At 65.1% G+C, this 23,579-nt stretch carries 20 protein-coding genes (1 of these 20 running past the window's edge); 4 read left to right on the top strand and 16 right to left on the bottom strand.

The genetic code is table 11. From position 1 onward, the window contains the following. Positions 1-44: 44 nt before the first annotated feature. The 8 genes from GLX_RS06575 to gltX are packed head-to-tail and all read right to left on the bottom strand — an operon-like array spanning position 45 to position 12,221. Positions 45-1,751: a S41 family peptidase gene (locus GLX_RS06575; protein WP_014105209.1), complete on the bottom strand. Its 1,707-nt coding sequence runs from the start codon at positions 1,749-1,751 to the stop codon at positions 45-47. Then, a complete protein-coding gene (locus tag GLX_RS06570; protein WP_041247238.1) occupies positions 1,748-3,967 on the bottom strand; it encodes a ribonuclease R family protein in 2,220 nt (739 codons plus the stop codon). Before GLX_RS06570 ends, GLX_RS06575 begins: the two co-directional genes overlap by 4 nt. 32 nt (positions 3,968-3,999) lie before the next feature. After that, on the bottom strand, positions 4,000-6,717 hold the full coding sequence (gene topA, locus GLX_RS06565) for a type I DNA topoisomerase (RefSeq protein WP_014105207.1): 2,718 nt from the start codon (positions 6,715-6,717) through the stop codon (positions 4,000-4,002). Between the two features lie 43 nt (positions 6,718-6,760). Next, the gene (gene dprA, locus GLX_RS06560) at positions 6,761-7,933 is read right to left on the bottom strand and encodes a DNA-processing protein DprA (RefSeq protein WP_014105206.1); all 1,173 of its coding nucleotides are present in this window, start codon (positions 7,931-7,933) and stop codon (positions 6,761-6,763) included. After that, positions 7,930-8,568, bottom strand: a complete 639-nt coding sequence (plsY, locus tag GLX_RS06555; RefSeq protein WP_014105205.1) for a glycerol-3-phosphate 1-O-acyltransferase PlsY — start codon at positions 8,566-8,568, stop codon at positions 7,930-7,932. Before plsY ends, dprA begins: the two co-directional genes overlap by 4 nt. Continuing rightward, positions 8,565-9,860 carry a dihydroorotase gene (locus tag GLX_RS06550; RefSeq protein WP_014105204.1) on the bottom strand — a complete coding sequence of 432 codons (1,296 nt, stop codon included), beginning with the start codon at positions 9,858-9,860 and terminating at the stop codon, positions 8,565-8,567. Before GLX_RS06550 ends, plsY begins: the two co-directional genes overlap by 4 nt. Further along, positions 9,857-10,822 carry an aspartate carbamoyltransferase catalytic subunit gene (locus GLX_RS06545; RefSeq protein ID WP_014105203.1) on the bottom strand — a complete coding sequence of 322 codons (966 nt, stop codon included), beginning with the start codon at positions 10,820-10,822 and terminating at the stop codon, positions 9,857-9,859. The genes GLX_RS06550 and GLX_RS06545 overlap by 4 nt, the downstream gene beginning before the upstream one ends. Beyond that, entirely contained in the window at positions 10,815-12,221 is a 1,407-nt protein-coding gene (gene gltX, locus GLX_RS06540) for a glutamate--tRNA ligase (protein ID WP_041247668.1), read from the bottom strand. The genes GLX_RS06545 and gltX overlap by 8 nt, the downstream gene beginning before the upstream one ends. Positions 12,222-12,320: 99 nt before the next feature. Between gltX and GLX_RS06535 the strand changes: the two genes are divergently transcribed. Beyond that, positions 12,321-14,531, top strand: a complete 2,211-nt coding sequence (locus GLX_RS06535) for a ComEC/Rec2 family competence protein (RefSeq protein ID WP_014105201.1) — start codon at positions 12,321-12,323, stop codon at positions 14,529-14,531. Positions 14,532-14,533: 2 nt separating this feature from the next. On the opposite strand, the gene nth is transcribed toward GLX_RS06535, so the two are convergent. Continuing rightward, positions 14,534-15,232, bottom strand: coding sequence for an endonuclease III (nth, locus tag GLX_RS06530; protein WP_014105200.1), 699 nt, complete (start codon positions 15,230-15,232; stop codon positions 14,534-14,536). Between the two features lie 183 nt (positions 15,233-15,415). Between nth and GLX_RS06525 the strand changes: the two genes are divergently transcribed. Beyond that, positions 15,416-17,200, top strand: a complete 1,785-nt coding sequence (locus tag GLX_RS06525) for an ABC transporter ATP-binding protein (protein ID WP_014105199.1) — start codon at positions 15,416-15,418, stop codon at positions 17,198-17,200. 108 nt (positions 17,201-17,308) lie between these two features. On the opposite strand, the gene GLX_RS06520 is transcribed toward GLX_RS06525, so the two are convergent. Genes GLX_RS06520 through hisB form a run of 7 tightly spaced genes read right to left on the bottom strand, consistent with a single transcriptional unit; the run spans position 17,309 to position 21,923 of the window. Next, positions 17,309-17,686, bottom strand: coding sequence for a histidine triad nucleotide-binding protein (locus GLX_RS06520; protein ID WP_014105198.1), 378 nt, complete (start codon positions 17,684-17,686; stop codon positions 17,309-17,311). A gap of 30 nt (positions 17,687-17,716) precedes the next feature. After that, a complete protein-coding gene (locus GLX_RS06515; RefSeq protein WP_014105197.1) occupies positions 17,717-18,124 on the bottom strand; it encodes a phosphoribosyl-ATP diphosphatase in 408 nt (135 codons plus the stop codon). 32 nt (positions 18,125-18,156) lie between these two features. Next, entirely contained in the window at positions 18,157-18,918 is a 762-nt protein-coding gene (gene hisF / locus GLX_RS06510) for an imidazole glycerol phosphate synthase subunit HisF (RefSeq protein ID WP_014105196.1), read from the bottom strand. Beyond that, complete coding sequence (gene hisA / locus GLX_RS06505) at positions 18,918-20,270, bottom strand: 1-(5-phosphoribosyl)-5-[(5-phosphoribosylamino)methylideneamino]imidazole-4-carboxamide isomerase (protein ID WP_014105195.1); 1,353 nt, start codon at positions 20,268-20,270, stop codon at positions 18,918-18,920. Before hisA ends, hisF begins: the two co-directional genes overlap by 1 nt. Further along, a complete protein-coding gene (hisH, locus tag GLX_RS06500) occupies positions 20,267-20,941 on the bottom strand; it encodes an imidazole glycerol phosphate synthase subunit HisH (protein ID WP_014105194.1) in 675 nt (224 codons plus the stop codon). Before hisH ends, hisA begins: the two co-directional genes overlap by 4 nt. Positions 20,942-20,949: 8 nt before the next feature. Beyond that, positions 20,950-21,330, bottom strand: coding sequence for a hypothetical protein (locus GLX_RS06495; RefSeq protein WP_014105193.1), 381 nt, complete (start codon positions 21,328-21,330; stop codon positions 20,950-20,952). Then, the gene (hisB, locus tag GLX_RS06490; RefSeq protein ID WP_014105192.1) at positions 21,327-21,923 is read right to left on the bottom strand and encodes an imidazoleglycerol-phosphate dehydratase HisB; all 597 of its coding nucleotides are present in this window, start codon (positions 21,921-21,923) and stop codon (positions 21,327-21,329) included. Before hisB ends, GLX_RS06495 begins: the two co-directional genes overlap by 4 nt. A gap of 181 nt (positions 21,924-22,104) precedes the next feature. Between hisB and GLX_RS06485 the strand changes: the two genes are divergently transcribed. Both GLX_RS06485 and ubiM read left to right on the top strand, forming a co-directional pair. Next, positions 22,105-22,692: a nitroreductase family protein gene (locus GLX_RS06485; RefSeq protein ID WP_014105191.1), complete on the top strand. Its 588-nt coding sequence runs from the start codon at positions 22,105-22,107 to the stop codon at positions 22,690-22,692. Positions 22,693-22,723: 31 nt separating this feature from the next. Further along, positions 22,724-23,579 carry the 5' portion of a 5-demethoxyubiquinol-8 5-hydroxylase UbiM gene (ubiM, locus tag GLX_RS06480; protein ID WP_014105190.1) on the top strand. Its footprint extends 326 nt past the window's final position, so only the first 856 of its 1,182 coding nucleotides appear in the window; it begins with the start codon at positions 22,724-22,726; the stop codon falls past the right edge of the window.

Below are 23,579 nucleotides of genomic sequence, written 5' to 3'. Positions count from 1 at the left end.
GGGAGGCATGCAGGAATAGCAACGTGCCCCACCACGGTTACGGCTCATCCCCCGCTGGGTGGGCCGCTTTCCTCTTCGGGTATGGTCGTCAGGGCAGCGCGATACTCGACCGGGTTATCCAGTAGCGAATAGGCGGCATCCAGGTCGCTATCCGTGCCAATGGCAGCGGGGCAGGCCTTGCGGATGGTCAGGATGTGCGACAGTTCCACAGGGTAGCGGACCTGCCGGGCAGCAGTAACCCACTCCTTGCTATCGGCCGTGCCTTCGGCCAGATCCTGCAACTGGCGGTCGAGTGCCGCCTCGCCCAGACTCGTGCAGACCTGCGGCATGACCCCAAGCCCCTGTAGCGGCCAGCCCAGCGGGGCCAGCACCCGACTCCATGTAACAAACAGTTCCCCGCCATTGGGTAGCTGTCCGATGGTCTGGACCAGCCCCTTGCCCAGCGTTGCGCTGCCCACCACCACGCCGCGCTTCTGGTCGGCCAGGGTCGCGGCCAGGATTTCGGCGGCGCTGGCGGTGCGGCCATCAACCAGCACGATGATGGGCAGCCCGTTGGTCATGTCGCCGCCCTGCACCGCCCAGACATGATTGGCCTGCGGGTCCCGCCCCTGTGTGATCGCCGCAACCCCGTGGTCGAGCATGAGGGCTGATGTGGTAACCGCCTGCTGCAGTACGCCGCCCCGGTTGCCGCGCAGGTCAATGACCAGCCCCGACAGGCCGGGCACGTTCATGGCTTCGTCCAGGTACTGGCTCATTTCTTCCGCAGTATTGGTGGAGAAGGCGGTGATGTGCAGCACCACATGCTTGCCACTGGTATAGGCGAACACGGTCTCGGGCGGGGTGGAGGCACGATGCAGGGCAACGGTTGTCTGCCGGCCCCGTGCTTCCACCGTTATGCGCACCAGACTGCCGGCGGGACCGTTGAGCCAGGCATTGACGGTGTCGAGGCTACGGGACTCGGTCGGGCGGCCGTTGATGGCGCGCACGATCTGCCCCGCCGCCAGCGTGGTGGGCCAGGCTGGACCGTTGGCGTTGACCGCCGTGATCATGATTGTGTGGTGGTCCATCCCCAGTGTCAGCCCTGCCGTGGCCTCGCCTCCGGTGCGGGTGTTGCGGTCCGACACCGCTGCCTGGGGCGGGATGTAGCGTGAATAGGGGTCGAGATGATTGAACAACTCGTCAAAGAAACCCTGCAGCACGCCATCGGCCCCGGTACTGCGCATGGCAGGCGAGTGATGCCACGCTACGTCCAGTATGCGGGTAATGGCGGCACTCCATCCCGGCACGTCATCGGCGGCGGGTACGGGCAGGGCCAGTACCGTCTTCTGGGTGGCGGTCAGTTGCAGGAAGCCGTGCTGTTCCTCGATGCTTAGCGAAGGATCGAGCGCGCTCAGTCCGTTCAGGCCCCACAGGGCAAAATCATGGATCTGGTAATTTTCCAGTGTACGGGGCTGGAGAAAGGCCAGACTCGCCTGCATGACGGAAGAGATGACCGCAAGGTCCATGCCCGCGCCTTCGGCCGTGTCCACGCTGCCTTCCTGCACGGGGGGCTGTGGTGTGGGGCTGCGTGGGGGGCTGGGCGTATCATCGGCGCAGGCCGCTGTGGTCAGGCGCGCGATGATGAGGAGCAGGATGAACGTGTCACGCGGGATATGGCCCAGCGTGGAGATCCGGCGGCGCCATGTAGCCGCACTTTCACCGCCCATGCCCATGGGGCGCAGGATGATGACCGGAAACCGGCGGCGTTTCATGCCCGCCGTCCCTGCCGGGCGGGTGGAGAATCGGGAAGGGCCAGCAGGACTGTTCCCCGGATCGCGCATGCTTCTTCTATCCGTACGCGCAGGGCCTGACCGGGGCGGAATGCCATGGTCTTGTCGCGTGCCAGCAATGTCTGCGTTTTTTCATCGTGATGCCACTGATCTTGTGGCAGGGCAGACATGGGCAGAAGGGCGGATGTGCCGGTGGCGTCCAGTACCGTGAAAATACCGAATCGCGACAGGCTGGAGACATGCGCCTCCATGACCGTGCCCACGCGGACCTGCAGCCATGTAGCGGCGTAACGCTCCAGCGTTTCGCGTTCGGCCTGTGCCGCGCGGCGCTCGGTGCGGGTTATGGCCTCACCTGCATCTTCCAGTGCTTCGTGCGTGGGTGCCGGGCCGGGTTCCAGCCCGATGGCCACCAGCAGGGCGCGATGGGTCAGCAGGTCCGCATAGCGACGGATGGGGCTGGTAAAGTGGCTGTAGGCCGCAAGCGACAGGCCGAAATGCCCGATCGGGTCGGGGCTGTACTCCGCCTGGTTCTGCGCGCGCAGGACCAGTTCGTTCACCAGCGCCGCCTGATCGGTATTGCGCGCCTGCTGCAGGATCCGATCAAGGTCGGCGGCACGCAGGCTGCCCACGGGCGGTAGTTTCAGGCCCATCGTATCAAGCGCGTGGCGCAGGTTTTCCAGCCGTTCGGGCGTGGGGGGCGCGTGGATGCGGTACAGGCAGGGCAGGTGTCGCCCTTCAAGGTAGCGCGCGGCGGCAACATTGGCCGCGATCATGAACTCTTCCACCACCCGGTGGCTGTCCAGGCGGATACGTGGTGCAATAGCGGTAATCTGGCCCTGGTCGTTCAGCCGGACCAGCCGTTCAGGCAGGTCAAGGTCCAGCGTGCCACGTTGCGCCCGTGCGGCGGCAAGGCACCGCCATGCACCGAACAGGCTGTCCAGCAGGCCGTCAGGCAGGGTCGCGATGGCGGCATCGGGTGGCGCGCCGTCACGCGCGGCCTGCACCTGTTCATAGGTCAGGCGGGCGGCACTGCGCATGATGCCGCGCCCGAAGCGGGCATTGGCCATTGTGCCGTCGGCGGCCACATCCATGGTCACGAACAGGCAGCCCCGGTCTTCTCCCGGCCTGAGCGAACACCAGCCGTTGGACAGTGCCTCAGGTAGCATGGGAATGACCCGGTCGGGAAAATAGACGGAATTGCCGCGCAGGCGGGCTTCGCGGTCCAGCGCAGTACCGGGGCGGACATACCAGGCCACATCCGCGATGGCGACGGTGATGCGGAAGCCTGTCCCATCTGGCTCGGCATAGATCGCATCGTCAAAATCGCGGGCATCGTCGCCATCTATGGTGACAAGCGGCATGTCACGCAGGTCGGTGCGGCCTGCGGGGGATACGGCGCGGGCGGCTTCGGCCTGCGCCAGTGCTTCGGTGGGAAAGGCATGCGGGATGCCCAGCATGGCAATGGCCACCATGCTGATGGTCCGTGCATCCCCCTGCGGGCCAAGGCGTTCGATGATCCGTGCGGGGTGCAGCCCCGGCCCGGCCTGGGGCAGGGGGGTGGCGATAACGATCTCGTTATCCGGTGCGCCCGCATCTTCCCCCTGTGGAATGACCCATTGCGCCTTGGCCCGGCGGTCGGCAGGTGTCAGCCGGCCTGCGGGGCGGAAGCGGGCTGGGGCGCTGGTCGCCGGATCATCCGCCGCCAGCGTGCGGAACAGGCCCACGACCTGCATCGGCGCATCGGTCAGACGGCGCAGCGTGCGGCCTTCATATTTTCCGGGGCCGATGCGGCGCAGGCGCGCGACCACGCGCTCGCCAGGTGCCAGGGCGGCACGTCCGCGCAGTTCGGGGTGCATGAACACAACGGGGGCGACGCCTTCGCCATCCCACTGCACGGGGCGGGCCACTGGGTCGCCATCGGCATCAGTGCCGGTAACCTGCACCACCATGGATTCGGGCAGCCGGGCCGAGACACGGAAACGCCGGGCACCCGCAGGCGCCAGCGTGCCATCCAGCGCCATCTCGCGCAGCATCTGCCGCAACGCCTGCCGGTGTTCGGGGCCAAGGCCGAATTCCCGGCTGATCTCGCGCTTGCCGATCCGGCCGGTGGCGTTCTCGATAAATGCGCGGAGCTGTTCACGATCAGGCAGGCCCCCCCTACGGGCGTGCGGCGTGCCCGTGGGCAGGCGGTCCGGCATCTCGGAAGTTGCTGGACGCTGCCTTTTCATGATCAGTCGCTCTCGCTTTCGGCCTTGGCCGGGGTAGCCTTCTTGCGTGTCGTCGTCTTGGTGGCCGTTTTGGCCTTGCTGGCAGCCTTGCGCGGTGCTGCCTTTTTCTTCGGCGCGGCCCCGGCATCCTCCGTACCTTCGGCAGCCTTGGCTTTGGTCTTGCGGGCAGCGGGCTTGCGGGTGGTGGTGGCCTTCTTGCCCTTCGCCTTGAGGGGTTTGCCCTTTTCGTTCAGCAACGTCAGGGCTTCCTCCATGGTCACATCCGCCATGTCCTGCCCGCGCGGCACGGTGGCCACGATGGTGCCGTGCTGCACATACGGACCAAAGCGGCCCTTACGCACCATGACCGGCTCGCCATCCTTGGGGTGGGGACCGATGGTGCGGATGGAGGCCAGTTTCTTGGCCAGTGCATCCACCGCGCGGTTCAGGCCCACGGTCAGGACATCGTCATCCTTGTCCAGCGAGCCATAGATCGCACCCATCTTCACATACGGCCCGAAGCGGCCCAGGCCCGCCTCGATCGGCTCGCCCAGTTCGGGGTGAATGCCCACGATGCGCGGTAGCGACAGCAGGCCCACGGCCTGTACCAGCGTGATCTTGTCCCCATCCAGCCCGCGCGGAATGGTGGCGCGTCTGGGCTTGGCCTTCTTGTCCTCGGGGTCGGGCTCGCCCTGCTGCACGTACAGCCCCCATGGGCCACGGCGCACGGTCACTTCCTCACCCGTAGGGGCTGTGCCCAGCACGCGCATGCCGTCCTTCAGGGTTGCGGCGTCCTCGCCTTCCTTGGAGGGGTCAATCACCAGTTTGCGGGTGAACTGGCAGGTGGGATAGTTGGAACAGCCGATGAACGCGCCATAGCGCCCCAGCTTCAGTCCCAGCCGCCCCGTGCCGCAGGCGGTGCATACGCGCGGGTCCTGCCCGTCCTCACGGTCGGGGAAGAAGTAGGGAGCAAGGTCAGCATCCAGCGCGGTAATGACGTCGGATATCTTCAGGTCCTTGGTCTGGTCCACCGCATGGGAAAAGTCGGACCAGAAGGCGGACATGACATCACGCCAGTTGGCGCGGCCGCCCGATATGTCATCAAGCTGTTCCTCAAGCCCTGCCGTAAACTGGGTATCGACATACCGCTCGAAGAAGGAGGTGAGGAAGGCTGTGACCAGCCGTCCCCGGTCCTCGGGCACGAAACGTCGGTTTTCCAGCTGCACGTAGTTGCGGTCGCGCAGCACGGTCAGGATGGAGGCGTAGGTGGAAGGACGGCCGATGCCGATCTCTTCCATCTTCTTGACCAGGGACGCTTCCGAATAGCGCGGCGGCGGCTGGGTGAAGTGCTGGTCCGCCGCCACTTCGCCACGCCCGATGGCATCGTGCTCGCTCATGGCGGGCAGCATGCGGTCCTGGTCATCATCACTTTTGGCGGGCGAATCATCGCGCCCTTCGCTGTACAGGCGCAGGAAGCCGTCAAACGCGATGATGGAACCCGTGGCGCGCAGGGTCACACGCTGCTGGCGGTCGGTGATGTCCACCGCTACCTGGTCCAGTTCGGCGGACTGCATCTGGCTGGCGACCGAGCGCTTCCACACCAGATCATACAGCTTCTTCTGTTCGGGCGAGAGGTAGCGTGCCATGTCCGCTGGCGTGCGGCGCACGTCGGTCGGGCGGATGGCTTCATGCGCTTCTTGTGCGTTCTTGGCCTTGGTGGAATAGATGCGCGCCTTCTCCGGCACGTATTCCGGCCCGAAGCTATGGCCGATATGGCCGCGGATGGCCCCAATGGCTTCGCCTGCCATCTGCACGCCATCGGTTCGCATGTAGGTGATCAGGCCGACCGTCTCACCACCAATGTCGATGCCTTCATACAGTTGCTGGGCCGTGCGCATGGCCACCTGCGCGCCCATGCCCAGCTTGCGTGAGGCTTCCTGCTGCATGGTCGATGTGGTGAACGGTGGCGGCGGGTTGCGGCGGACCTTGCGGCGCTCGACCTTGTCCACGCTGTAGTCGCCTGCTTCCACCGCGGCCTTGGCAGCCATGGCGCGGGCTTCGTCCCCCAGGTCGAACTGGTCGAGCTTGTGGCCATCAAGATGCGTCAGTCGTGCCGAGAAGGCTGCCCCGGCCGGCGTGGTCATGCGCGCGGTGATCGACCAGTATTCCCGCGGTCTGAAGACCTCGATCTCGGCTTCGCGCTCACAGATCAGGCGCAGCGCCACGGATTGCACGCGCCCCGCGCTGCGCGATCCGGGCAGCTTGCGCCACAGCACAGGCGAGAGCGTGAAGCCCACGAGGTAGTCCAGCGCGCGGCGGGCCAGATAGGCCTCGATCAGCGGAAAGTCGAGTTCACGTGGGTGGGCCATCGCAGTCTTGATGGCGCTTTTGGTAATTTCGTTAAACGTGACGCGCTGCACGTCGATACCCTTGAGAAGGTTCTTCTCCTCCAGCATCGAGCGTACATGCCACGAAATGGCTTCCCCTTCGCGGTCGGGGTCAGTGGCAAGGTAGAGATGCTTGGCCCCGCGCAGGGCCTTGGCAATGGCCGCGATCTGGCGGCTACCGCGTTCATCGGCTTCCCACTTCATGGCAAAGCCTTCGTCGGGCAGCACGCTGCCGTCCTTGGGCGGCAGGTCGCGCACATGTCCGAACGAGGCAAGAACCGTGTAGTTGTCACCCAGATACTTATTGATCGTTTTCGCCTTGGCTGGCGATTCGACCACCACGACGTCAGTCATTCTGTCTCCGGATCACGATTCTCAAACCTTGCTTTTTCTATGCTCAGGCGGGTGGTGGACGTCGCACGACCATGTCCCCCGCAAGGAACTCGATCATGCCCGCAATTTCCATTTCCGACAGGGCGGCCAAGACTGCTGCTGTCGAGAACTGGCAGCGCCGTACGAGATCGTCAACAGGCGATGGCGTGAAAGATAGAAAACCTTCTATCATTTCATGCAGGTCAGCTTCTCCCACCATGGGGGTGCTGGCGGGTGGCGGCGGGACTGCTTCCGACCTCTGCACGGCTGTTTCCACCCGCCGGGCCACCGGGGGATGGGTGGTAGGGGCCTGATATGAAAAAAGCCCGGTTTCCCCAGTTGTTTCAGGAAGTTCACGCAAAATGTCGCGTTCATTTTCCGTCAGTATCGCGCCTTGTCGCAGTAGGTCGTTGCTGCCATGGCAACGCGGGTCAAGCGGCGATCCGGGCACGGCAAAGATGGTCCGGTCATAGTCCAGAGCCATGCGTGCGGTAATCAGGCTGCCTGAGCGCAGCGCAGCCTCGATCACCACGCAGCCCAGCCCCAACCCCGCGATCAGCCGGTTGCGGCGCGGGAAGTGCCGCGCCTGTGGCATGGTGCCGAGCGGGGCTTCGGTCACTACGGCGCCCGTGCGGGCGATCAAGGCCTGCAGGTCAGCATTTTCGGGCGGGTAGGGGCAGTCAAGACCGCCGGCAATGGCGGCGACCGTGCGCCCCGCCGTCATGGCGCCACGATGGGCGGCGGCATCAATTCCGCGTGCAAGGCCCGATACGGTATCAACCCCGTGGGCCGCCAGCAGGGCGGACAGGCTTTCCGCCAGGCGGATGCCACCCGCTGAGGCATTGCGGCCGCCCACGATCCCCACCATGCGCGCCGAAAGCAGACTGGCATCACCCAGCACGGCCAGTACCGGCGGGGCATCATGCAGGGCGGCCAGCAGGGGTGGGTAGCCGGGTTGGCCATGCGCCAGGAACCGGCCGCCCATGGCGTGCAGGTGCTCGATTTCGCGTAGCGCGTCATCGCGGCTGCAGGGGCGGCCGATGCCACGGCCGGAGCCTGCGCCGCGCTCCAGCATGCCCAGTGCGGCCTGCACGCTGCCATGCGTGCGTACAAGGCGGCGGTAGCTGACCGGTCCGATGCCCTCCGTGCGGGCCAGTCGCAGGCAGGCCAGCAGCATTTCGGCATCGGGTACGCTCATGTGCCTTTCTGACCTATCCGGGGCTCGGTGCCCTTGATGAGGCGGATGATGTTGGCATGGTGGCGGCACAGGATCATCACCGCGATCAGGCAGCCCGCCAGATAGGCGGGGGAGGCGAAGTCAATCCGTCCCGGCCGGATCATGAGCAGTGGCAGTGCGGCAAAGGCGATGATTGCGCCTGCCGATGAAATGCGCGTGACCTTGGCAAAGATCAGCCACAATGCACAGCAGCACAGCCCCACGCCCGGCATCAGCGCCAGCACGCAGCCCAGACCCGTGGCCACGCCCTTGCCGCCTTTGAATTTGAGCCATACCGGAAAGCAGTGGCCCGCCACGGCAAAAAGGGCGGCAAGGGATTCGGCGGCCAGCGTGTGGAACGGGCACAGCACGAAGGCGCAGAACACGGCAAACGCGCCCTTGGTGCCATCCAGCACCAGCGTGCCCGCCGCAAGCCCCTTGCGCCCGGTGCGCAGCACATTGGTCGCACCGATATTGCCCGAGCCGATCTTGCGGATATCCCCCCCGCCCGACAGCGCGGTCAGCACCAGCCCGAACGGGATGCTGCCGATCAGGTAAGACAGGAATGCCACCCCGGCCATGAGTGGCAGGTCATAGGTCGGTATGCCGTAGATCATGCGGCCTGCGCGCCGAATACACGGCGGCCCTTCTTCCATGTCCCCACCACGCGGCCTTCCAGCGCACGGCCGTCAAACGGGGTATTCTGTGCCTTGCCCGGCAGGTCACCCGCGCGCACGACCCAGCCCGTGTCGGGGTTGAACAGGCACAGATCGGCAGGTACGCCCACGGCCAGCGTGCCGGCATGGCTGCCCAGCACGCCAGCGGGGCGATGGGTCAGCAGACCCAGCGCGTCCATCATGCCAAGGTCGCCTCCATGCACCTGTGCCAGGGTTACGGCCAGTAGCGTGCACAGGCCTGTCCCGCCAGCGGAGGCCACGGCAAAGGGCTGGCGCTTGTCATCCGCATCGCAGGGCATGTGGTCGGATGCGATGGCGTCGATCGTACCATCCGCCAATGCGGCGCATACGGCGCGCCGGTCCGCTTCCGCACGCAGCGGCGGAGACAGCTTGGCATAGGTGCGGAAGTCACCGATCACGGTTTCGTTCAGGTCGAAATACGGCGGGGCTGTATCGCATGTCACCCGGACGCCATCGGCCTTGGCCGCGCGGATCAGGTCCAGCCCTTCGGCGGTGGAGACATGGCCGAAATGCAGCCGTCCTCCCGTCATACGGGCAAGACGCAGGTCACGCGCGATCAGGATGGCCTCGGCTGCTGCCGGGATGCCAGGCAGGCCAAGGCGGGTTGCCAGTTCGCCGTCCGTCGCGCATCCGCCACGCGCCAGAGACGGGTCTTCGGGGTGCTGGACGATCAGCGCGTCGAACCCTTTAGCATAGGTCAGCATCTGCCGCATGGTGCGGCTGTCGGCAATGGCGTGGGGACCGTCGGTAAAGGCAATGGCGCCCGCTTCGGCCAGCAGGCCGATTTCCGCCATTTCCCTACCCGCGCATGCGCGCGTCAGCGCGCCATAGGGCAGGATGTCGATCATGCCCGTTTCCACGCCGCGCGCGCGCAGCAGGCGGGCAAGGGCAGGGTTGTCGATGGTCGGGCTGGTATTGGGCAGCACGGCGATGGTGGTGATGCCGCCTGCAACCGCAGCCTTTGCCGCGGACAGCACCGTCTCGCGGTATTCATAGCCGGGTTCGCCAATCGTGACCCGCATGTCCACCAGGCCGGGACACAGCACAAGCTGGCCGCCACCATCAATGATCTCGGCCCCTTCCGGCACGCCTTCGGCCTGCGGCAGGTCGGTGCCAGCAATCACGCCATCCTTCACCAGCAGGCGGCCGGGGCGGTCAAGAGTGCTTGCAGGGTCGATCAGGCGGACATTTTCAAACAGGACCGGCTTCATGCGCCCTCTCCTCCACGTGAGAGGATGTCCAGAACCGCCATGCGTACGGCAACCCCCATTTCCACCTGTTCGCGGATCACGCTCTGATCGGAATCGGCGACACGACTGTCGATTTCCACGCCCCGGTTCATCGGGCCGGGATGCATGACAAGCGCCTGCGGCCTTGCCAGCGCAAGACGCTTGTTATCCAGCCCGTAGAAACGGAAATACTCACGCGCGCTGGGCACCTGCGTGCCCTGCATGCGCTCGCGCTGCACACGCAGCATCATCACCACGTCCACCCCGCGCAGGCCATCTTCCATCGTATGGTGAATACTCACCCCCAGCGCTCCGATGGCGCCGGGCACCAGTGTTGGCGGTCCCACCACGCGCACCTGGCAGCCCATGGCGGTCAGCAGGTGGATGTTGGAGCGGGCGACACGGCTGTGGCTGACATCACCGCATATGGCAACGGTCAGTCCCTCGAACATGCCGAAGTGGCGGCGGATGGTCAGCGCGTCCAGCAGTGCCTGTGTCGGGTGTTCATGTGTGCCATCACCGGCATTGACCACACTGGCCTGCACCTTCTGCGCCAGCAGGGCGGGTGCGCCGGACTGCGAATGGCGGACCACCAGCAGGTCGGTATGCATGGCGTTCAGCGTTGCGGCCGTGTCCAGCAGTGTCTCGCCCTTGTTCACCGAGGAACTGGCGACTGTCATGTTCACCACATCGGCACCCAGCCGTTTGCCCGCCAGTTCAAACGAGGTGCGGGTGCGGGTGCTGTCTTCGAAAAACAGGTTGATCAGCGTGCGCCCGCGCAGCAGGTCACGCGGTGTTTTGCGCGACCGGTTGAGCAGGGCATAATGCTCCGCCAGGTCAAGGAAGGGCGTGATCCGGCTGGGATGCATGCCCTGCACACCCAGCAGGTGGCGCGCCGGACGGGTCAGGAAGACGTTGCTGCCATGGCTGCCGCGCTCACTCATGGGCGGCAACCGCATTGATGCGCGCCAGTACCTCGTCCTGGCCAAGGGCTGCCAGCGTGTCATCAATGCCGGGTGACATGGTGCTGCCGGTAACTGCCGCGCGTAGCGGTTGTGCAACCTTGCCCAGCTTCATTTCATGCGTTTCGGCAAACTGGCGCAGGGTCGCGTCGATGCCTTCCCTGTCAAACGGCTCGGTCGCCTTGAGGGCAGCCCCCAGTTTGCCCAGCATGACGCGGTTTTCGGGGGTGAGCTGCTTTTCGGCCTTGGGATCAAAAGAAAGCGGCAGCGAACGGCCAAGGAAGGCAGCGTTATCCGCCAGTTCCACAAGCGTCTTCGCCCGTTCCTTCAGCCCCGGCATAAGGGCCAGCACCTTGGTGCGTGTGGTGTCGGAGGTATCGACACCTTCCATTTTGCCCAGCCGTTCCATCACGTCATTGGTCAGGCGCGTGTCATCGGCCTGGCGCATCCATACGCCATTGATGTGCAGCAGCTTGGCGTAATCCATGCGTGAGGGCGAACGGCCCACACCGTCGAGGTCGAACAGCTTGATCTGCTCTTCGCGCGACAGGATTTCGGCATCGCCGTGGCCCCAGCCAAGGCGCAGCAGGTAATTGTTCAGGGCTTCGGGCAGGTAACCCATATCCCGGAATTCGACGACCGACTGCGCCCCATGGCGCTTGGACAGCTTGGCCCCATCCGGTCCGTGGATCAGCGGCAGGTGGGCAAAATGCGGCAGGTCCCAGTCCATGGCGCGGTAGATCATGGCTTGGCGGAAGGTGTTGGTCAGGTGGTCATCGCCGCGGATGACGTGGGTGATGTCCATGTCATGGTCATCCACCACCACGGCAAGCTGGTAGACCGGGGTGCCATCGGCGCGCAGGATGATCATGTCATCGAGTTCGGCATTGGCAACGCATACATCGCCCTGCACCAGATCGTGAATGGTCGTCTCGCCCTCACGCGGGGCCTTGATGCGGATGGTGTAGGGGGTATTGGCGGGAGCTTCGGAGGGGGCGCGGTCGCGCCACATGCCATTGTAGCGGGGGGGGCGGCCCTCGGCCATCGCCTTCTCGCGCATTTCCTTCAGTTCATCCGCCGTGCAGTAGCAGCGGTAGGCCAGTCCCTTTTCCAGCAGTTCATGCGCCACTTCGGTATGGCGTGCCTGACGGGTGGACTGGAACACCGGCTTTTCATCCGGGTGGATGTCCATCCACGCCAGCCCGTCGAACAGCACATCGACCGCTTTCTGAGTCGAGCGTTCTCGGTCGGTATCCTCGATCCTGAGCAGGAACTGGCCGCCGTGGTGGCGGGCATAGAGGAAATTGAAAAGGGCGGCACGGGCGTTGCCGATATGCAGCAGGCCGGTGGGGCTGGGAGCGAAACGCGTACGGACAGTCATGAGCCGGTTCTTTAGCATGTTTTCGCCCTGCTGACAGGGGGCTGTCTGGCGTGCGGGCCATCTTGGCCGGTAGGGTATGCATTCTGGCCACGCAGGGGCATGCCCGGCCATGGCAGGCAGGTCATTATGGAGGATTCGCTCTCGTACCAGTACGTTTCGCACATTCAGGCCGTATTTTCACGCATGCAGCAGGCACTGGCCGCGTGGCTGTGGGGGCAGCATGGCCGCTTTGTGCTCTGGCTGCCGGTTCTGCTGGCCGCTGGCATCGCCGTGTATTTCGCCCTGCCGTGGGAGCCGGGTGGCATGGCGGCCTTCGGTGCGGGGATGATGGCCATGGCATGCCTTGCGGGCAGGCTGCTGTGGCGCGACAGCCTGCCCGTGCGCATGGGGTGCGGCATGGTGGGGGCATGTGCGGTGGGGTTATTACTGGCGTGGGGGCAGGCGCACCGCATGCCGCCCTTTCCTGACCTGCCGCGCCGGGCGGTGCATCTGTCGGGGCGGGTGACGGGAGTGAACGCGCAGACCCTGCGCGATGGTACGCAGGCCCTGCGTGTGGGACTGGCCGATGTACGGTTTCTTGAGGGCATCAATATCGGCATGCCCCCCTTGCGCCGCCAGATCGCCCTGCGCCTGAGACCCGATGACCCCTCTATTCCGGTGGCGGGAGATACGCTTTCTGCCCGCGTCATGCTGACTCCACCCGCCTTTCCCGCCATGCCGGGTGGTTATGATGCCCAGCGCCGGGCGTGGTTTGACGGGCTGGCGGGCCATGGCCGCGCGCTGGACCGGGTTGCATGCGCGCACCCGCCCGTTACACCAGCCATGAGTGCCCGCCTGGATATCCTGCGGCAGGGGCTGGGGCAGCGGATCAGCGCTGCCCTGCCAGGCCCGCGCGGCACGGTTGCGGCAACCGTGCTGGTGGGGGCGGATGGGGTGATTGCGGCGGATATGCGCCAGTCCTTTGCCGATGCGGGGCTGGCCCACCTGCTGGCCGTGGCAGGGCTGCACCTTGCCATTGTCATGGGGCTGACCATGACGGTCGTACGCACGGGGCTGGCGCTGTCTGAACGTGCGGCGCTGTTTTGGCCATGCCGACAGATTGCCGCCCTGTGCGCGCTGCTGGCGGGTGCGGGCTACGTGCTGCTTACGGGCGCGCACCTGCCTGCGCAGCGGAGCCTGCTCATGGCCGCACTTGCGGTCGGGGCACTGTTTGTGGGCAGGCGGCCGCTTTCCATGCGCGCGCTGGCGGTGGCGGCAGCCGTGCTGATGGGTCTTGCACCCGAAGCGGTGGTCGAACTGCCGCTCCAGATGTCAATGGCCGCCGTCATGGCGCTGATTGCCGGGTTTGACGGGCTGCGCCCTGTTCTGTCGGCATGGGCGCAGCATGAGGTCTGGTGGCGGCGGATGGGTGCGCGCGTAAGTCGCCCCCTGCTGGCCAGCATGCTGGCGGGCGGCGCGTGCGTGCCCGTGGGCATGGCGCATTTTGGCACGGTGCAGCCATGGTTCGTGCTGGCCAACCTGCTGGCCGTGCCGCTCATGTCGGTCTGGATCATGCCGTGGGGGCTGGCCTCGCTGCTGCTCATGCCACTGGGGGCGGAAAAGCTGGCGCTGGTGCCCATGGGCTGGGGCATTGGCGTGGTGGCGTGGCTGGCACGCCTTGTGGCGCACCTGCCTGTTGCGCATGTCAGCGTGCCCGCCATGGGCAGTGGCGGGCTGGTTCTGTTCTTTGCCGGGTTATGCTGGCTGTGCCTGTGGGCGGGGCGGGCCCGGTTTGTGGGCGTGGTGCCGGTTGTAATGGCGCTGCTCTCGCCCTTTATAGGCCGGATGCCGGTCGTGCTGGTCTCGCCCGATGCGCGCATAGTGGGGGTGGTAACGGGGCAGCGGTTGCTGAGCGGACCGGGCATGCATCCTGATCCCTTCATATTGCGGGAATGGCAGCGGGTGACCGGACTGCGTGCGGGATTACTGCCTGTGGATGGCCGGCAGGATGGCGTGGCATGCCATGGTGGGGTGTGCCGCGTGGCGGGGCAGGGAGGCGATATCGTGCTGCTGCTGGGCGCACGTCTGTCCGATGCGGCGCTGTGCCTTGGGGCGGAGGCGGTGGTGAACCTGCACGGGCAGACCGGCTGCCCGGGTGCGGACAGGATCGGGCGCTTTGATGTGTGGCGTGAGGGGGCGTATGCGCTCTACCCGCGCGCCGGGGGCGGCCTGGTGGTGAAGCGTGACCGTGCGGTGCGCGGCGCACGGCCATGGGTCATGCGACCGGGAGGGGCAGGCATGCCAGACCTGCCACTGGCGCAGGCGGAGTAGGGTCAGCCCGTCGGGGCTTCGGCGCGGATATCGGCCTTCAGGCGGTACTGGCAGGGGTCAAAGGCCGGGCAGCGCCAGCATTCGGGCTTGCGCGCCTTGCAGATGTAGCGCCCGTGCAGGATCAGCCAGTGATGGGCGGGGCGCAGCATGTCGGCCGGAATGCGGCGAACGAGTAGGTCCTCCACCGCGCGCACGCTCGCACCCGGCGCCAGCCCCGTACGGTTGCCAATGCGAAAGATGTGGGTATCAACCGCCATGGTGCTGTCACCAAAGGCCACGTTCATCACCACGTTCGCCGTCTTGCGCCCCACGCCGGGCAGGGATTCCAGCGCCGCGCGGTCATAGGGCACCCTGCCATCAAAACGCTCCAGCAACTGGCGTGACAGGGCAACCACATTGCGTGCCTTGGTGCGCCACAGCCCGACAGTGCGGATGTGCTCGCCCACTTTTCCCTCCCCCAGTTCCACCATGGCCTGTGGGGTTGGTGCATCGCGGAACAACCCGACTGTTGCCTTGTTGACGGAGGCATCGGTCGCCTGCGCCGACAACACCACGGCGACCAGAAGCGTATAGTCATCCACAAAGTCGAGTTCGCTCCGCGCATCGGGGTTGGCGGTGGCAAGTTGGGTGATGAAGGCGCGGACTTCCGCCAGGGTCATGGCGCGGCGGGCGGGCTTTACGGGGCGGGCAGGGGTTTTCATGGATAGCCTTGTGCGGGTGGATCGCGGCGCATTGTGCGGCGTTGGAATGGTTCGTGCAAATCACTACGAAAGGTCATCGGCCTTGCATGCGGGGCGACCGGCGGCTAGTCGTTCCAGCCCCACCTGCACGCCTACCTGCCGTGGCGGGCTTGCGTGGCTTTCCTGCATCATGGCGCGTTGGCAATGGCATCCTTCTTTTCCCGCCCGGTATCGGGGCGACATGAATTTTCCGCTGTGCTGGGGTTTGTCTGGCGGCGCTGGCGTGCCCAGCCCGCCTTTCTGGTGTGGACGTTGGCGGGTATTGCCATGGCTACGGTGGCTGATGTGATGATGCCGCTGCTGGCGGGCTGGCTGGTCGATGAGGTTTCTCACCCCGTCATGGCGGCAACGGCGCGGCGCGCGGTGTGGGATGTGGTCGGGCTGACCGTGCTGGGCGTGGGCGGGATCGCGGCCCGGCGTACGGCCTATATTGCCATTTCTCACCTGACATCGCGCGCCATGACCGGCATCGTGACCGAGGCATTTGCCCGCGTGCAGCGTTTTTCCAGCGAATGGCATGCCAGCAACTTCGCCGGCTCCACCGTGCGGCGGATCACGCGCGGCATGGGAGCGATGGATACGTTGGGCGATACCATACTGCTGATGCTGGTGCCGGAGGTGATCGTGCTGTGCGCCACCACCGCCGTGCTGGCCTTTCACTGGGCATTGATGGGGCTGGTGCTGGCGGTGGGGGCCGTGGCGCTGGTTGGCCTTTCGGTGGTGCTGACACTGCGTTATGTCGCCCCTTCCGCACGGCTGGCCAATATGTGGGATACCCGCATGGGCGCCACCCTGTCCGATGCGGTCACATGCAACGCCGTGGTCAAGGCCAGCGGGGCGGAAGCGCGTGAAGATGCACGGCTGGCATGGGTGGCGGGACGGTGGCGCCAGCGCACCGTGCGCTCATGGCTGCGCGGGACCGACAGCGCCAACCTGCAGAACCTTGCCGCCCTGCTCATGCGCATGGTGCTGATTGCGGGCGTGGCCCTGCTGTGGCTGAAGGGCCGCGCGGGACCGGGCGATGTAGCCTACGTGCTGACAATGATGTTCGTGATCCAGGGCTACCTGCGCGATATTGGCCAGCAGATATCAGTCGTTCAACGTTCGGTTAACGAGATGGAGGAACTGGTCAGCCTGTTTGCCATGCAGCCTACCGTGGCCGACCGGCCGGGTGCGGGTGTGCTGCGGGTAACGCAGGGTCACATCCGTTTCGAGCATGTGCGCTTTGGCTACGAACGCCAGTACGGGCGCGTGCTGTTTGATGACCTGGACCTTGATATCGCACCGGGCAGCAAGGTGGCGCTTGTTGGGCCATCGGGTTCGGGCAAGACTACACTCACCCGCCTGCTGCAGCGGTTTTATGATGTGCAGGCCGGGCGCATCATCATTGATGGGACCGATATCACCACGGTTACGCAGGCCAGCCTGCGCGGGCAGATTGCCGTCGTGCCGCAGGAGCCACTGCTGTTCCACCGCACATTGGCGGAAAACATTGCCTACGCCCGCCCCGATGCAACCCCGGCGGAGATTGCGCATGCCGCACGCCAAGCCAATGCAGCGGACTTCATTGACCGCCTGCCGCGCGGCTATGCCACCATGGTGGGGGAGCGCGGGGTCAAGCTTTCGGGTGGGGAGCGGCAGCGCATTGCCATTGCGCGCGCGTTCCTAAGCCATGCCCGCATCGTGATCATGGACGAGGCGACCTCCAGCCTCGACTCCCGCTCTGAAATGCTGGTGCAGGAGGCCATGGAGCGGCTGATGGCGGGGCGGACCGTGCTGGTCATCGCCCACCGGCTTTCCACCGTCATGGGGCTGGACCGCATTATCGTCTTTCGCCATGGCCAAGTGTGCGAGGACGGCCCTCATGCTGCACTCATGGCGCGTGAAGGGGGGCTGTATCGCGGGCTGTTTGAGCTTCAGTCTTTGTAAAAGGAGTTTTTGGTTAAGATTTTTGCAAAAATCTTAACCATAATGCCGCCTTTTTTCAAAAAGGCGGCACCCAAAAATCTTTATTCGTTTTTTAGTTATTCGCGGATTTCAGCCCGGCAGCATGGACCCAAGAGCGCGGCCACCGAACAGGTGCACATGGAAGTGCGGTACTTCCTGCCCACCCTCGGCTCCCGTGTTGGAAACAAGCCGGTAGCCCGGTGCATCCAGCCCCAGGTCACGCGCAACCATCCCCACGGCGCGGATGAATCCTGCGATTTCTGCCTCACTCGCTTTGGCGCTGAAATCGGCAAAGGAGACATAAGCCCCTTTCGGGATCACCAGCACATGCACCGGGGCCTTGGGGGCGATGTCGTGAAAGGCGAGGGCGTATGCGTCCTCATACACTTTCTTGCACGGCAGTTCGCCACGCAGGATGCGGGCGAAGATGTTCTGCGGGTCGTATGGTCCAATGCCGCTTACGGCCATGGGTATTCTCCTGTGCGCAGGGATAACGGATCAGGCCAGCGGGTCGTGCGGGCGGGATGCCTTTTCGGCAACACCGCTGGTGCCTTCGCGCCGCAGAAGTTCGGCCCAGACATCGCCGGGTTTCACGCCGGCATCCACCCACATCACCATCAGGTGGTACAGCACGTCGGCACTTTCGCCCACCAGTTCGTCACGGTTGCCCGCAACGGCTTCGATCAGGCATTCCACGGCTTCTTCACCGAATTTCTGCGCAATCTTGCGCCGCCCGCGTGCCAGCAGTCGGGCAGAGTGGCTGATGGCGGGATCGGTCCCACGGCGCGATTCCACCACTGCGAACAGCCGGTCCAGTACATCCGGGGTTGCAGGCCCTACGGCTTCGGGCTTGGCGGCGGCGGATTTGGCCGGGGCGTTTTTGCGGGATTTTTCTGTCTTGGCCATGATCAGGGCTCCGATAGGATCGAATGAAGGGATCAGTCCGTCTGCCGGACCGGCAGGCCGGCTGCTGCAAGTGCCTGCTTGACCTGTGGAATGGTGAACTGGCCAAAATGGAACACGCTTGCGGCCAGCAGGCCGGTTGCCCCCGCCCGTGCGCCTTCGACAAAATGTTCCAGTTCCCCCACCCCGCCCGAGGCCACGATGGGAATGCGCACCGCCGCATTCGCCGCGCGCAGCAGGTCCAGGTCAAAGCCCTTGCCCGTGCCGTCGCGGTCCATGCTGGTCAGCAGGATTTCACCGGCACCCCGCTGGGCTACTTCTTGGCACCAGTCTATCACGTTGCGCCCGGTGGGGGTGCGGCCGCCATGGGTATGGACTTCCCACCCGCCATGGCCGTCGCTGCGGGCATCAATGGCTACGACCACGCACTGGCTGCCGAATTTCCGTGCTGCCTCACTGACCAGTTCGGGACGCGAGACGGCGGCCGAGTTCATGGCGCATTTATCCGCTCCCGCCAGCAGCAGGCGCCGCATGTCATCGGTGGTGCGCACGCCGCCACCGACCGTAAGCGGCAGGAAGATGCGTTCCGCTGTGCGGCTGACCACATCAAGTATGGTATCACGGTTTTCATTGCTGGCGGTAATGTCGAGGAAGGTCAGTTCATCCGCCCCCGCCGCATCGTACACGGCCGCCTGCTCCACCGGGTCGCCCGCATCGCGTAGCGAGACGAAGTTCACACCCTTGACCACCCGGCCGTTCTTCACATCCAGGCAGGGGATGACGCGTAGCTTCAGCATCAGGCCAGGGCCCGCAGGGCTTCGCCCAGGTTGATGCGCCCGTCATACAGGGCGCGGCCCACGATCACGCCCTCGATCCCCGGCGCCTGTGCGGTCGCCGCCCGGAGGGCTTCCAAATGGCCAAGGTTGCCCACGCCCCCGCTGGCAATGACCGGGATGGACAGCGCATTGGCCATGTCCGATGTCTGCTCGATATCAATGCCGGTCAGCATGCCATCGCGGCTAATCTCGGTAAAGATCACGGCGGCCACACCAGCATCCTGCATGCGCAGGCCCAGTTCCACGGCCTTCATTTCCGATGTTTCGGCCCAGCCTTCGGTTGCGACCTGGCCGCTGCGGGCATCGATTCCCGCCACAATCCGGCCGGGGAACAGGCGGCATGCCTCACGCACCAGTTCAGGGTTCTTGACCGCGATGGAGCCAAGGATCACGCGGCTGATCCCGGCATTGAGCCATTTGCCGATGCTCTCAAGGTCACGCAGGCCACCACCCAACTGCACCGGCACGGAGGCATTGGCGATGATCGCCTCGATCGCTTCGGTATTGGCCGAACGCCCGGCAAAGGCACCATTAAGGTCAACTACATGCAGCCAGCTGCATCCGGCATGGATCCAGGCCCGCGCCTGTGCGCCGGGATCATCGGAATAGACGGTGGCGTTGTCCATCTCGCCGCGGCGCAGGCGCACGCAGTGGCCGTCCTTGAGGTCGATGGCGGGGTAGAGTGTCAGGCTGTGTCCGGTCACGGGGGCATGTCCTGCTGCGGGAATGGGGGTTGCGGCATCCTGCGGGTGGGCGGGGACGATCCGCTCGTCCGCCTGCAGGCGTTTGGTAAAGAACAGGCCACGTACGGTGCGGCCGTCCATGCGGGCGTAACTGGGGTGGGTGCCCCAGTGGTGGAAACCGCTGCTGCGGAACAGCCGCACGGCTTCCGCCTGGGTTTCACGCACATCAAGGTTTATGATCTGATAGCCCATGCTGCGCGCGCAGCTTTCCACTTCGGTCAGCAGCAGGCGGCCCAGTCCCATGCCGCGCGCATAGGGGGCGATGTAGAAGTGCATGAGGGTTGCACTCATCGCCTGTGCCTCGTTGTTGCGGGGCGGGCGGACAAGCTGGGCAGAACCCACGATCATGTCGTCAAGGCGCGCCACGAACATCTGGCGCTCGGGTACCAGCAGCACACCACGGAAGTAGCGTTCCAGCGTCTCGCGCGGGGGTGGGGCCAGCCAGCCAAACCCGCCCCCTTCCAGTATGGCGGCGTTGGTGGCGTCGAACAGGGCGTGCAGGTCATCATCATGCATGGCCTGCAGGCGTTCGGCCTCAAGACTGCCTGCGGGCGGGTTGGGCCGTGTCATGGCTGACCACCCGCTTCGGGGGTCCAGCGCAGGAAGTTGGACAGGATGCGCAGACCCACCTTCTGGCTCTTTTCCACATGGAACTGCGTGCCCGCGCGGTTGCCGCGCGCCACGATGGCGGGCACCGTGCTACCGTAATCGGTCGTGGCCACCATGTCCGCCGCATCGTAGCCCCGCAGGGCGAAGGAATGAACGAAGTAGCCGTGGGCATCCGGCTCCAGACCGTCGGTTAGCGGATGGGCGCCGGGGGTGAAGGTCAGTTCGTTCCAGCCCATCTGGGGCAGGCGCAGGCCAGGAGCCTCCATCAGTGCTATCTCGCCCGCAATCCAGCCAAAACCGGGGGTTACGCCATGTTCGCGCCCGCGTTCAGCCATCAGTTGCATGCCCACGCATATGCCCAGGAACGGCGTACCGCCATCCGTTGCCTCCACTATGGCATCGCGCAGGCCGGGTTGGGCGGCAAGGCCTGCCGCGCAGTCGGCAAAGGCGCCCTGGCCAGGCAGGACAATACGGTCGGCCGTGCGGACCGCCTGCGGGTCCGCTGTTACGGTAACGATGGCAGCAAGACCGCTATCGTGCGCGGCACGGGTCAGCGCGCGGGCGGCAGAGGCAAGGTTGCCGCCATTATAGTCGATCACCACGATGGATTGCGTAGGAGAAGGCGCGGGCATGGGATGCCTCATGATACGGAAGGAAGGGAACGGGGGCGGTTCTGGTCCATCCAGCGCAGCAGGGCAGCCTGCGGACCTGTGGCGTAAACGCCGCGTACGGGCCGGTAGCCGCGCAGCCGCAGTTCCCACTGCCGCAGTTCCGCGGCATTTAGCGCAAGCAGCAGATGGCCACCTGCCACAAACGGCAGGGCAAGGGTGGGTGGCAGGAACTGGCCCAGCAGGATGAAGCTCCCACCCGTCACGAACCCGCTGACAATACAGCCCTGCAGTACGAGCCCCAGCCCCCCGGACAGCAGCACCAGCCACGACATGCGACACGCCACCATGACCGGACGGGCATCCGGCCCACCGGTATGGTCGGGGGGCAGCATGGCGCTGTAGAAGATCACAGGCTGCCCTTGGTGGAGGGGATGATGCCGCCTGCGCGGGGGTCGGGTTCGCTGGCCGCACGCAGGGCACGGGCGAGTGCCTTGAAGCCGGCTTCGGCAATATGATGGCAGTTATGGCCTGCGCGCTGGATGACATGCAGGGTAATAAGGGCACTCATGGCAAAGGCGCGGAAGAATTCCTCGAACAGTTCGGTGTCCATCTCCCCGATCTTGTCACGCCCGAAGGTGACCGACCAGGCTAGGAAGGGGCGGCCCGAAATATCGACCACTGCCTCGCACAGTGCCTCGTCCAGCGGTACGGTGGCGCTGCCGTAGCGGCGGATACCCCGCTTGTCGCCAATGGCCTGCGCAAAGGCCTTGCCCAGCGCAATCCCGGTATCCTCTACCGTATGGTGGTAGTCGATATGCAGGTCCCCCTTTGCCGTAACCGTCAGGTCGCACATGCTGTGGCGACCAAGGGCGGTCAGCATATGGTCGAAAAAACCGATGCCGGTATCGATGTGGGTCTGGCCCGTACCATCAAGGTTGATGGTTACGGTAATGTCGGTCTCGCTGGTGGCGCGGTGGACCGTGGCTGTGCGCGGGGTATTCATGTCCTCTCTTCTATAGAAGCCGGAAGTGGGAATCCATACCGATCCCGCGCCCCGGCATTGTGCATGGCGGAGTGGATATTGGCAGGGCGGGGCATCTGCTGCATGGTGGCGCGTCATGGCGCGCGCCGTGCCGGCCCAGGCTGCGAGCGTGCACCCATAATATCTGTAAGGGCACGATCACATGACATCGCTCGATCTTCTCCTGTCACGGTTTTCAACCGATGCGCTGACCGAACCCGCGCCGCAGGGTGCCGTGCTGGACGCTATCCTGTCCACCGCCATGCGTGCGCCCGACCATGGCAAGCTGCGGCCGTGGCGCTATGTCATTGTACAGGGCGTGGCGCGGCCCATGCTTGCCGGGCGCATCGTCGCGAGCATGAAGCGGCTTGACCCGGAGGTGGCACCCGCCAAAATCGAAAAACGCCAGAGCCGCTTTTCCACCATGCCCATGATCATCGCGCTAGGCATGCACCTGCGCCCGGAGAACAAGATTCCCCTGATTGAACAGGAACTGGCGGTGGGGGCCGCAGCCATGAACATCCTCAACGCCCTGCATGCCACGGGGTTTGGCGGGGTGTGGGTGAGTGGTGATGTGGCTTATGACCCGGAACTTGCAGCCGAACTGGGCTTTCCCGCACCGCACGGGCTTGCAGGTTTCCTGTTTGTCGGCACCCCGATACCCGATGTCCGCGCGCCGCAGCGCAGGGGCGTGGAAGGCTACGTAGCCGAATGGACGGGTGCGCCCGTGCAGTTTGGCGCGGATGCGTAACTCGTTGGAAACCATGCGGACAGGAACAGCCATGACCGATCATGATGTGACCATACTGGGCGGTGGCCCCGCGGGCCTTGCTGCTGCCCTGTCGCTGGCGGACCGGGGTCTGTCCGTTGCCGTGCTGGAACGCGCGGGACTGCCAGCATGGGCGGAACCGGCCTTCGATGGGCGCGAGATTGCGCTGACCCATCATTCGGTCTCCGTGCTCAAGGCGCTTGGGGCGTGGGAGCATATTCCACAGGTGGCTATTTCCCCCCTGCGTGAGGCACGGGTGGAAACCGGCCGCAGCAACCATCCCCTTACATTTGATACGCAAGGGCGCGGGGTGGAGGCGCTGGGCTATCTCGTCTCCAACCATTGCATCCGGCGCGGGCTGTTTCTTGCCGCCAGCCGTCACTCCAATATCCGTCTGCTAGGCGCTACAGCCACCCGTCATATCCGTCGCATAGGGGAGGACATGACGGTGGTGCATGACGGGGGAGAAATCACATGCCGCCTGGCCGTGGGGGCGGATGGGCGTTTTTCCCAGTTGCGGCGCATGCAGCGCATCGGCGCGGTCATGCAGGACTTCAGGCGCTCCATGCTGGTCTGCCGCATGGCGCATGAACTGCCGCACCACCATGTGGCAACGCAGTGGTTTGATGATGGCCAGACAGTTGCGCTGCTACCCGTCAATGGTGGGGCTTCATCCGTTGTCCTGACCCTTCCGTCCGAACAGATTGAACGCCTGCGGATGCTGGATCGTGATGCCTTTAATGCCGAGATCATGGAACGGGTAGGCAACCGGCTTGGCAATATGCGACTGGTCAGCACGCGCCACAGTTATCCGCTGCGGGCCGTTTATGCTCACCGCTTTGCCGCCCCCGGCTTTGCTCTGGTGGGCG

This window comes from Komagataeibacter medellinensis NBRC 3288 (assembly GCF_000182745.2).
GTDB classification, from domain to species: Bacteria; Pseudomonadota; Alphaproteobacteria; order Acetobacterales; family Acetobacteraceae; genus Komagataeibacter; species Komagataeibacter medellinensis.
Note: the sequence above shows the minus strand (reverse complement) of the source record. Positions and strands in the feature narration are given on the sequence as shown.

Coding starts and splice junctions, on each gene's coding strand:
- GLX_RS06575 (WP_014105209.1), bottom strand. CDS start 1,751: ATGAAACGCCGCCGGTTTCCGGTCATCATCCTGCGCCCCATGGGCATG.
- GLX_RS06570 (WP_041247238.1), bottom strand. CDS start 3,967: ATGCCGGACCGCCTGCCCACGGGCACGCCGCACGCCCGTAGGGGGGGC.
- topA (WP_014105207.1), bottom strand. CDS start 6,717: ATGACTGACGTCGTGGTGGTCGAATCGCCAGCCAAGGCGAAAACGATC.
- dprA (WP_014105206.1), bottom strand. CDS start 7,933: ATGAGCGTACCCGATGCCGAAATGCTGCTGGCCTGCCTGCGACTGGCC.
- plsY (WP_014105205.1), bottom strand. CDS start 8,568: ATGATCTACGGCATACCGACCTATGACCTGCCACTCATGGCCGGGGTG.
- GLX_RS06550 (WP_014105204.1), bottom strand. CDS start 9,860: ATGAAGCCGGTCCTGTTTGAAAATGTCCGCCTGATCGACCCTGCAAGC.
- GLX_RS06545 (WP_014105203.1), bottom strand. CDS start 10,822: ATGAGTGAGCGCGGCAGCCATGGCAGCAACGTCTTCCTGACCCGTCCG.
- gltX (WP_041247668.1), bottom strand. CDS start 12,221: ATGACTGTCCGTACGCGTTTCGCTCCCAGCCCCACCGGCCTGCTGCAT.
- GLX_RS06535 (WP_014105201.1), top strand. CDS start 12,321: ATGCCCGGCCATGGCAGGCAGGTCATTATGGAGGATTCGCTCTCGTAC.
- nth (WP_014105200.1), bottom strand. CDS start 15,232: ATGAAAACCCCTGCCCGCCCCGTAAAGCCCGCCCGCCGCGCCATGACC.
- GLX_RS06525 (WP_014105199.1), top strand. CDS start 15,416: ATGGCATCCTTCTTTTCCCGCCCGGTATCGGGGCGACATGAATTTTCC.
- GLX_RS06520 (WP_014105198.1), bottom strand. CDS start 17,686: ATGGCCGTAAGCGGCATTGGACCATACGACCCGCAGAACATCTTCGCC.
- GLX_RS06515 (WP_014105197.1), bottom strand. CDS start 18,124: ATGGCCAAGACAGAAAAATCCCGCAAAAACGCCCCGGCCAAATCCGCC.
- hisF (WP_014105196.1), bottom strand. CDS start 18,918: ATGCTGAAGCTACGCGTCATCCCCTGCCTGGATGTGAAGAACGGCCGG.
- hisA (WP_014105195.1), bottom strand. CDS start 20,270: ATGACACGGCCCAACCCGCCCGCAGGCAGTCTTGAGGCCGAACGCCTG.
- hisH (WP_014105194.1), bottom strand. CDS start 20,941: ATGCCCGCGCCTTCTCCTACGCAATCCATCGTGGTGATCGACTATAAT.
- hisB (WP_014105192.1), bottom strand. CDS start 21,923: ATGAATACCCCGCGCACAGCCACGGTCCACCGCGCCACCAGCGAGACC.
- GLX_RS06485 (WP_014105191.1), top strand. CDS start 22,105: ATGACATCGCTCGATCTTCTCCTGTCACGGTTTTCAACCGATGCGCTG.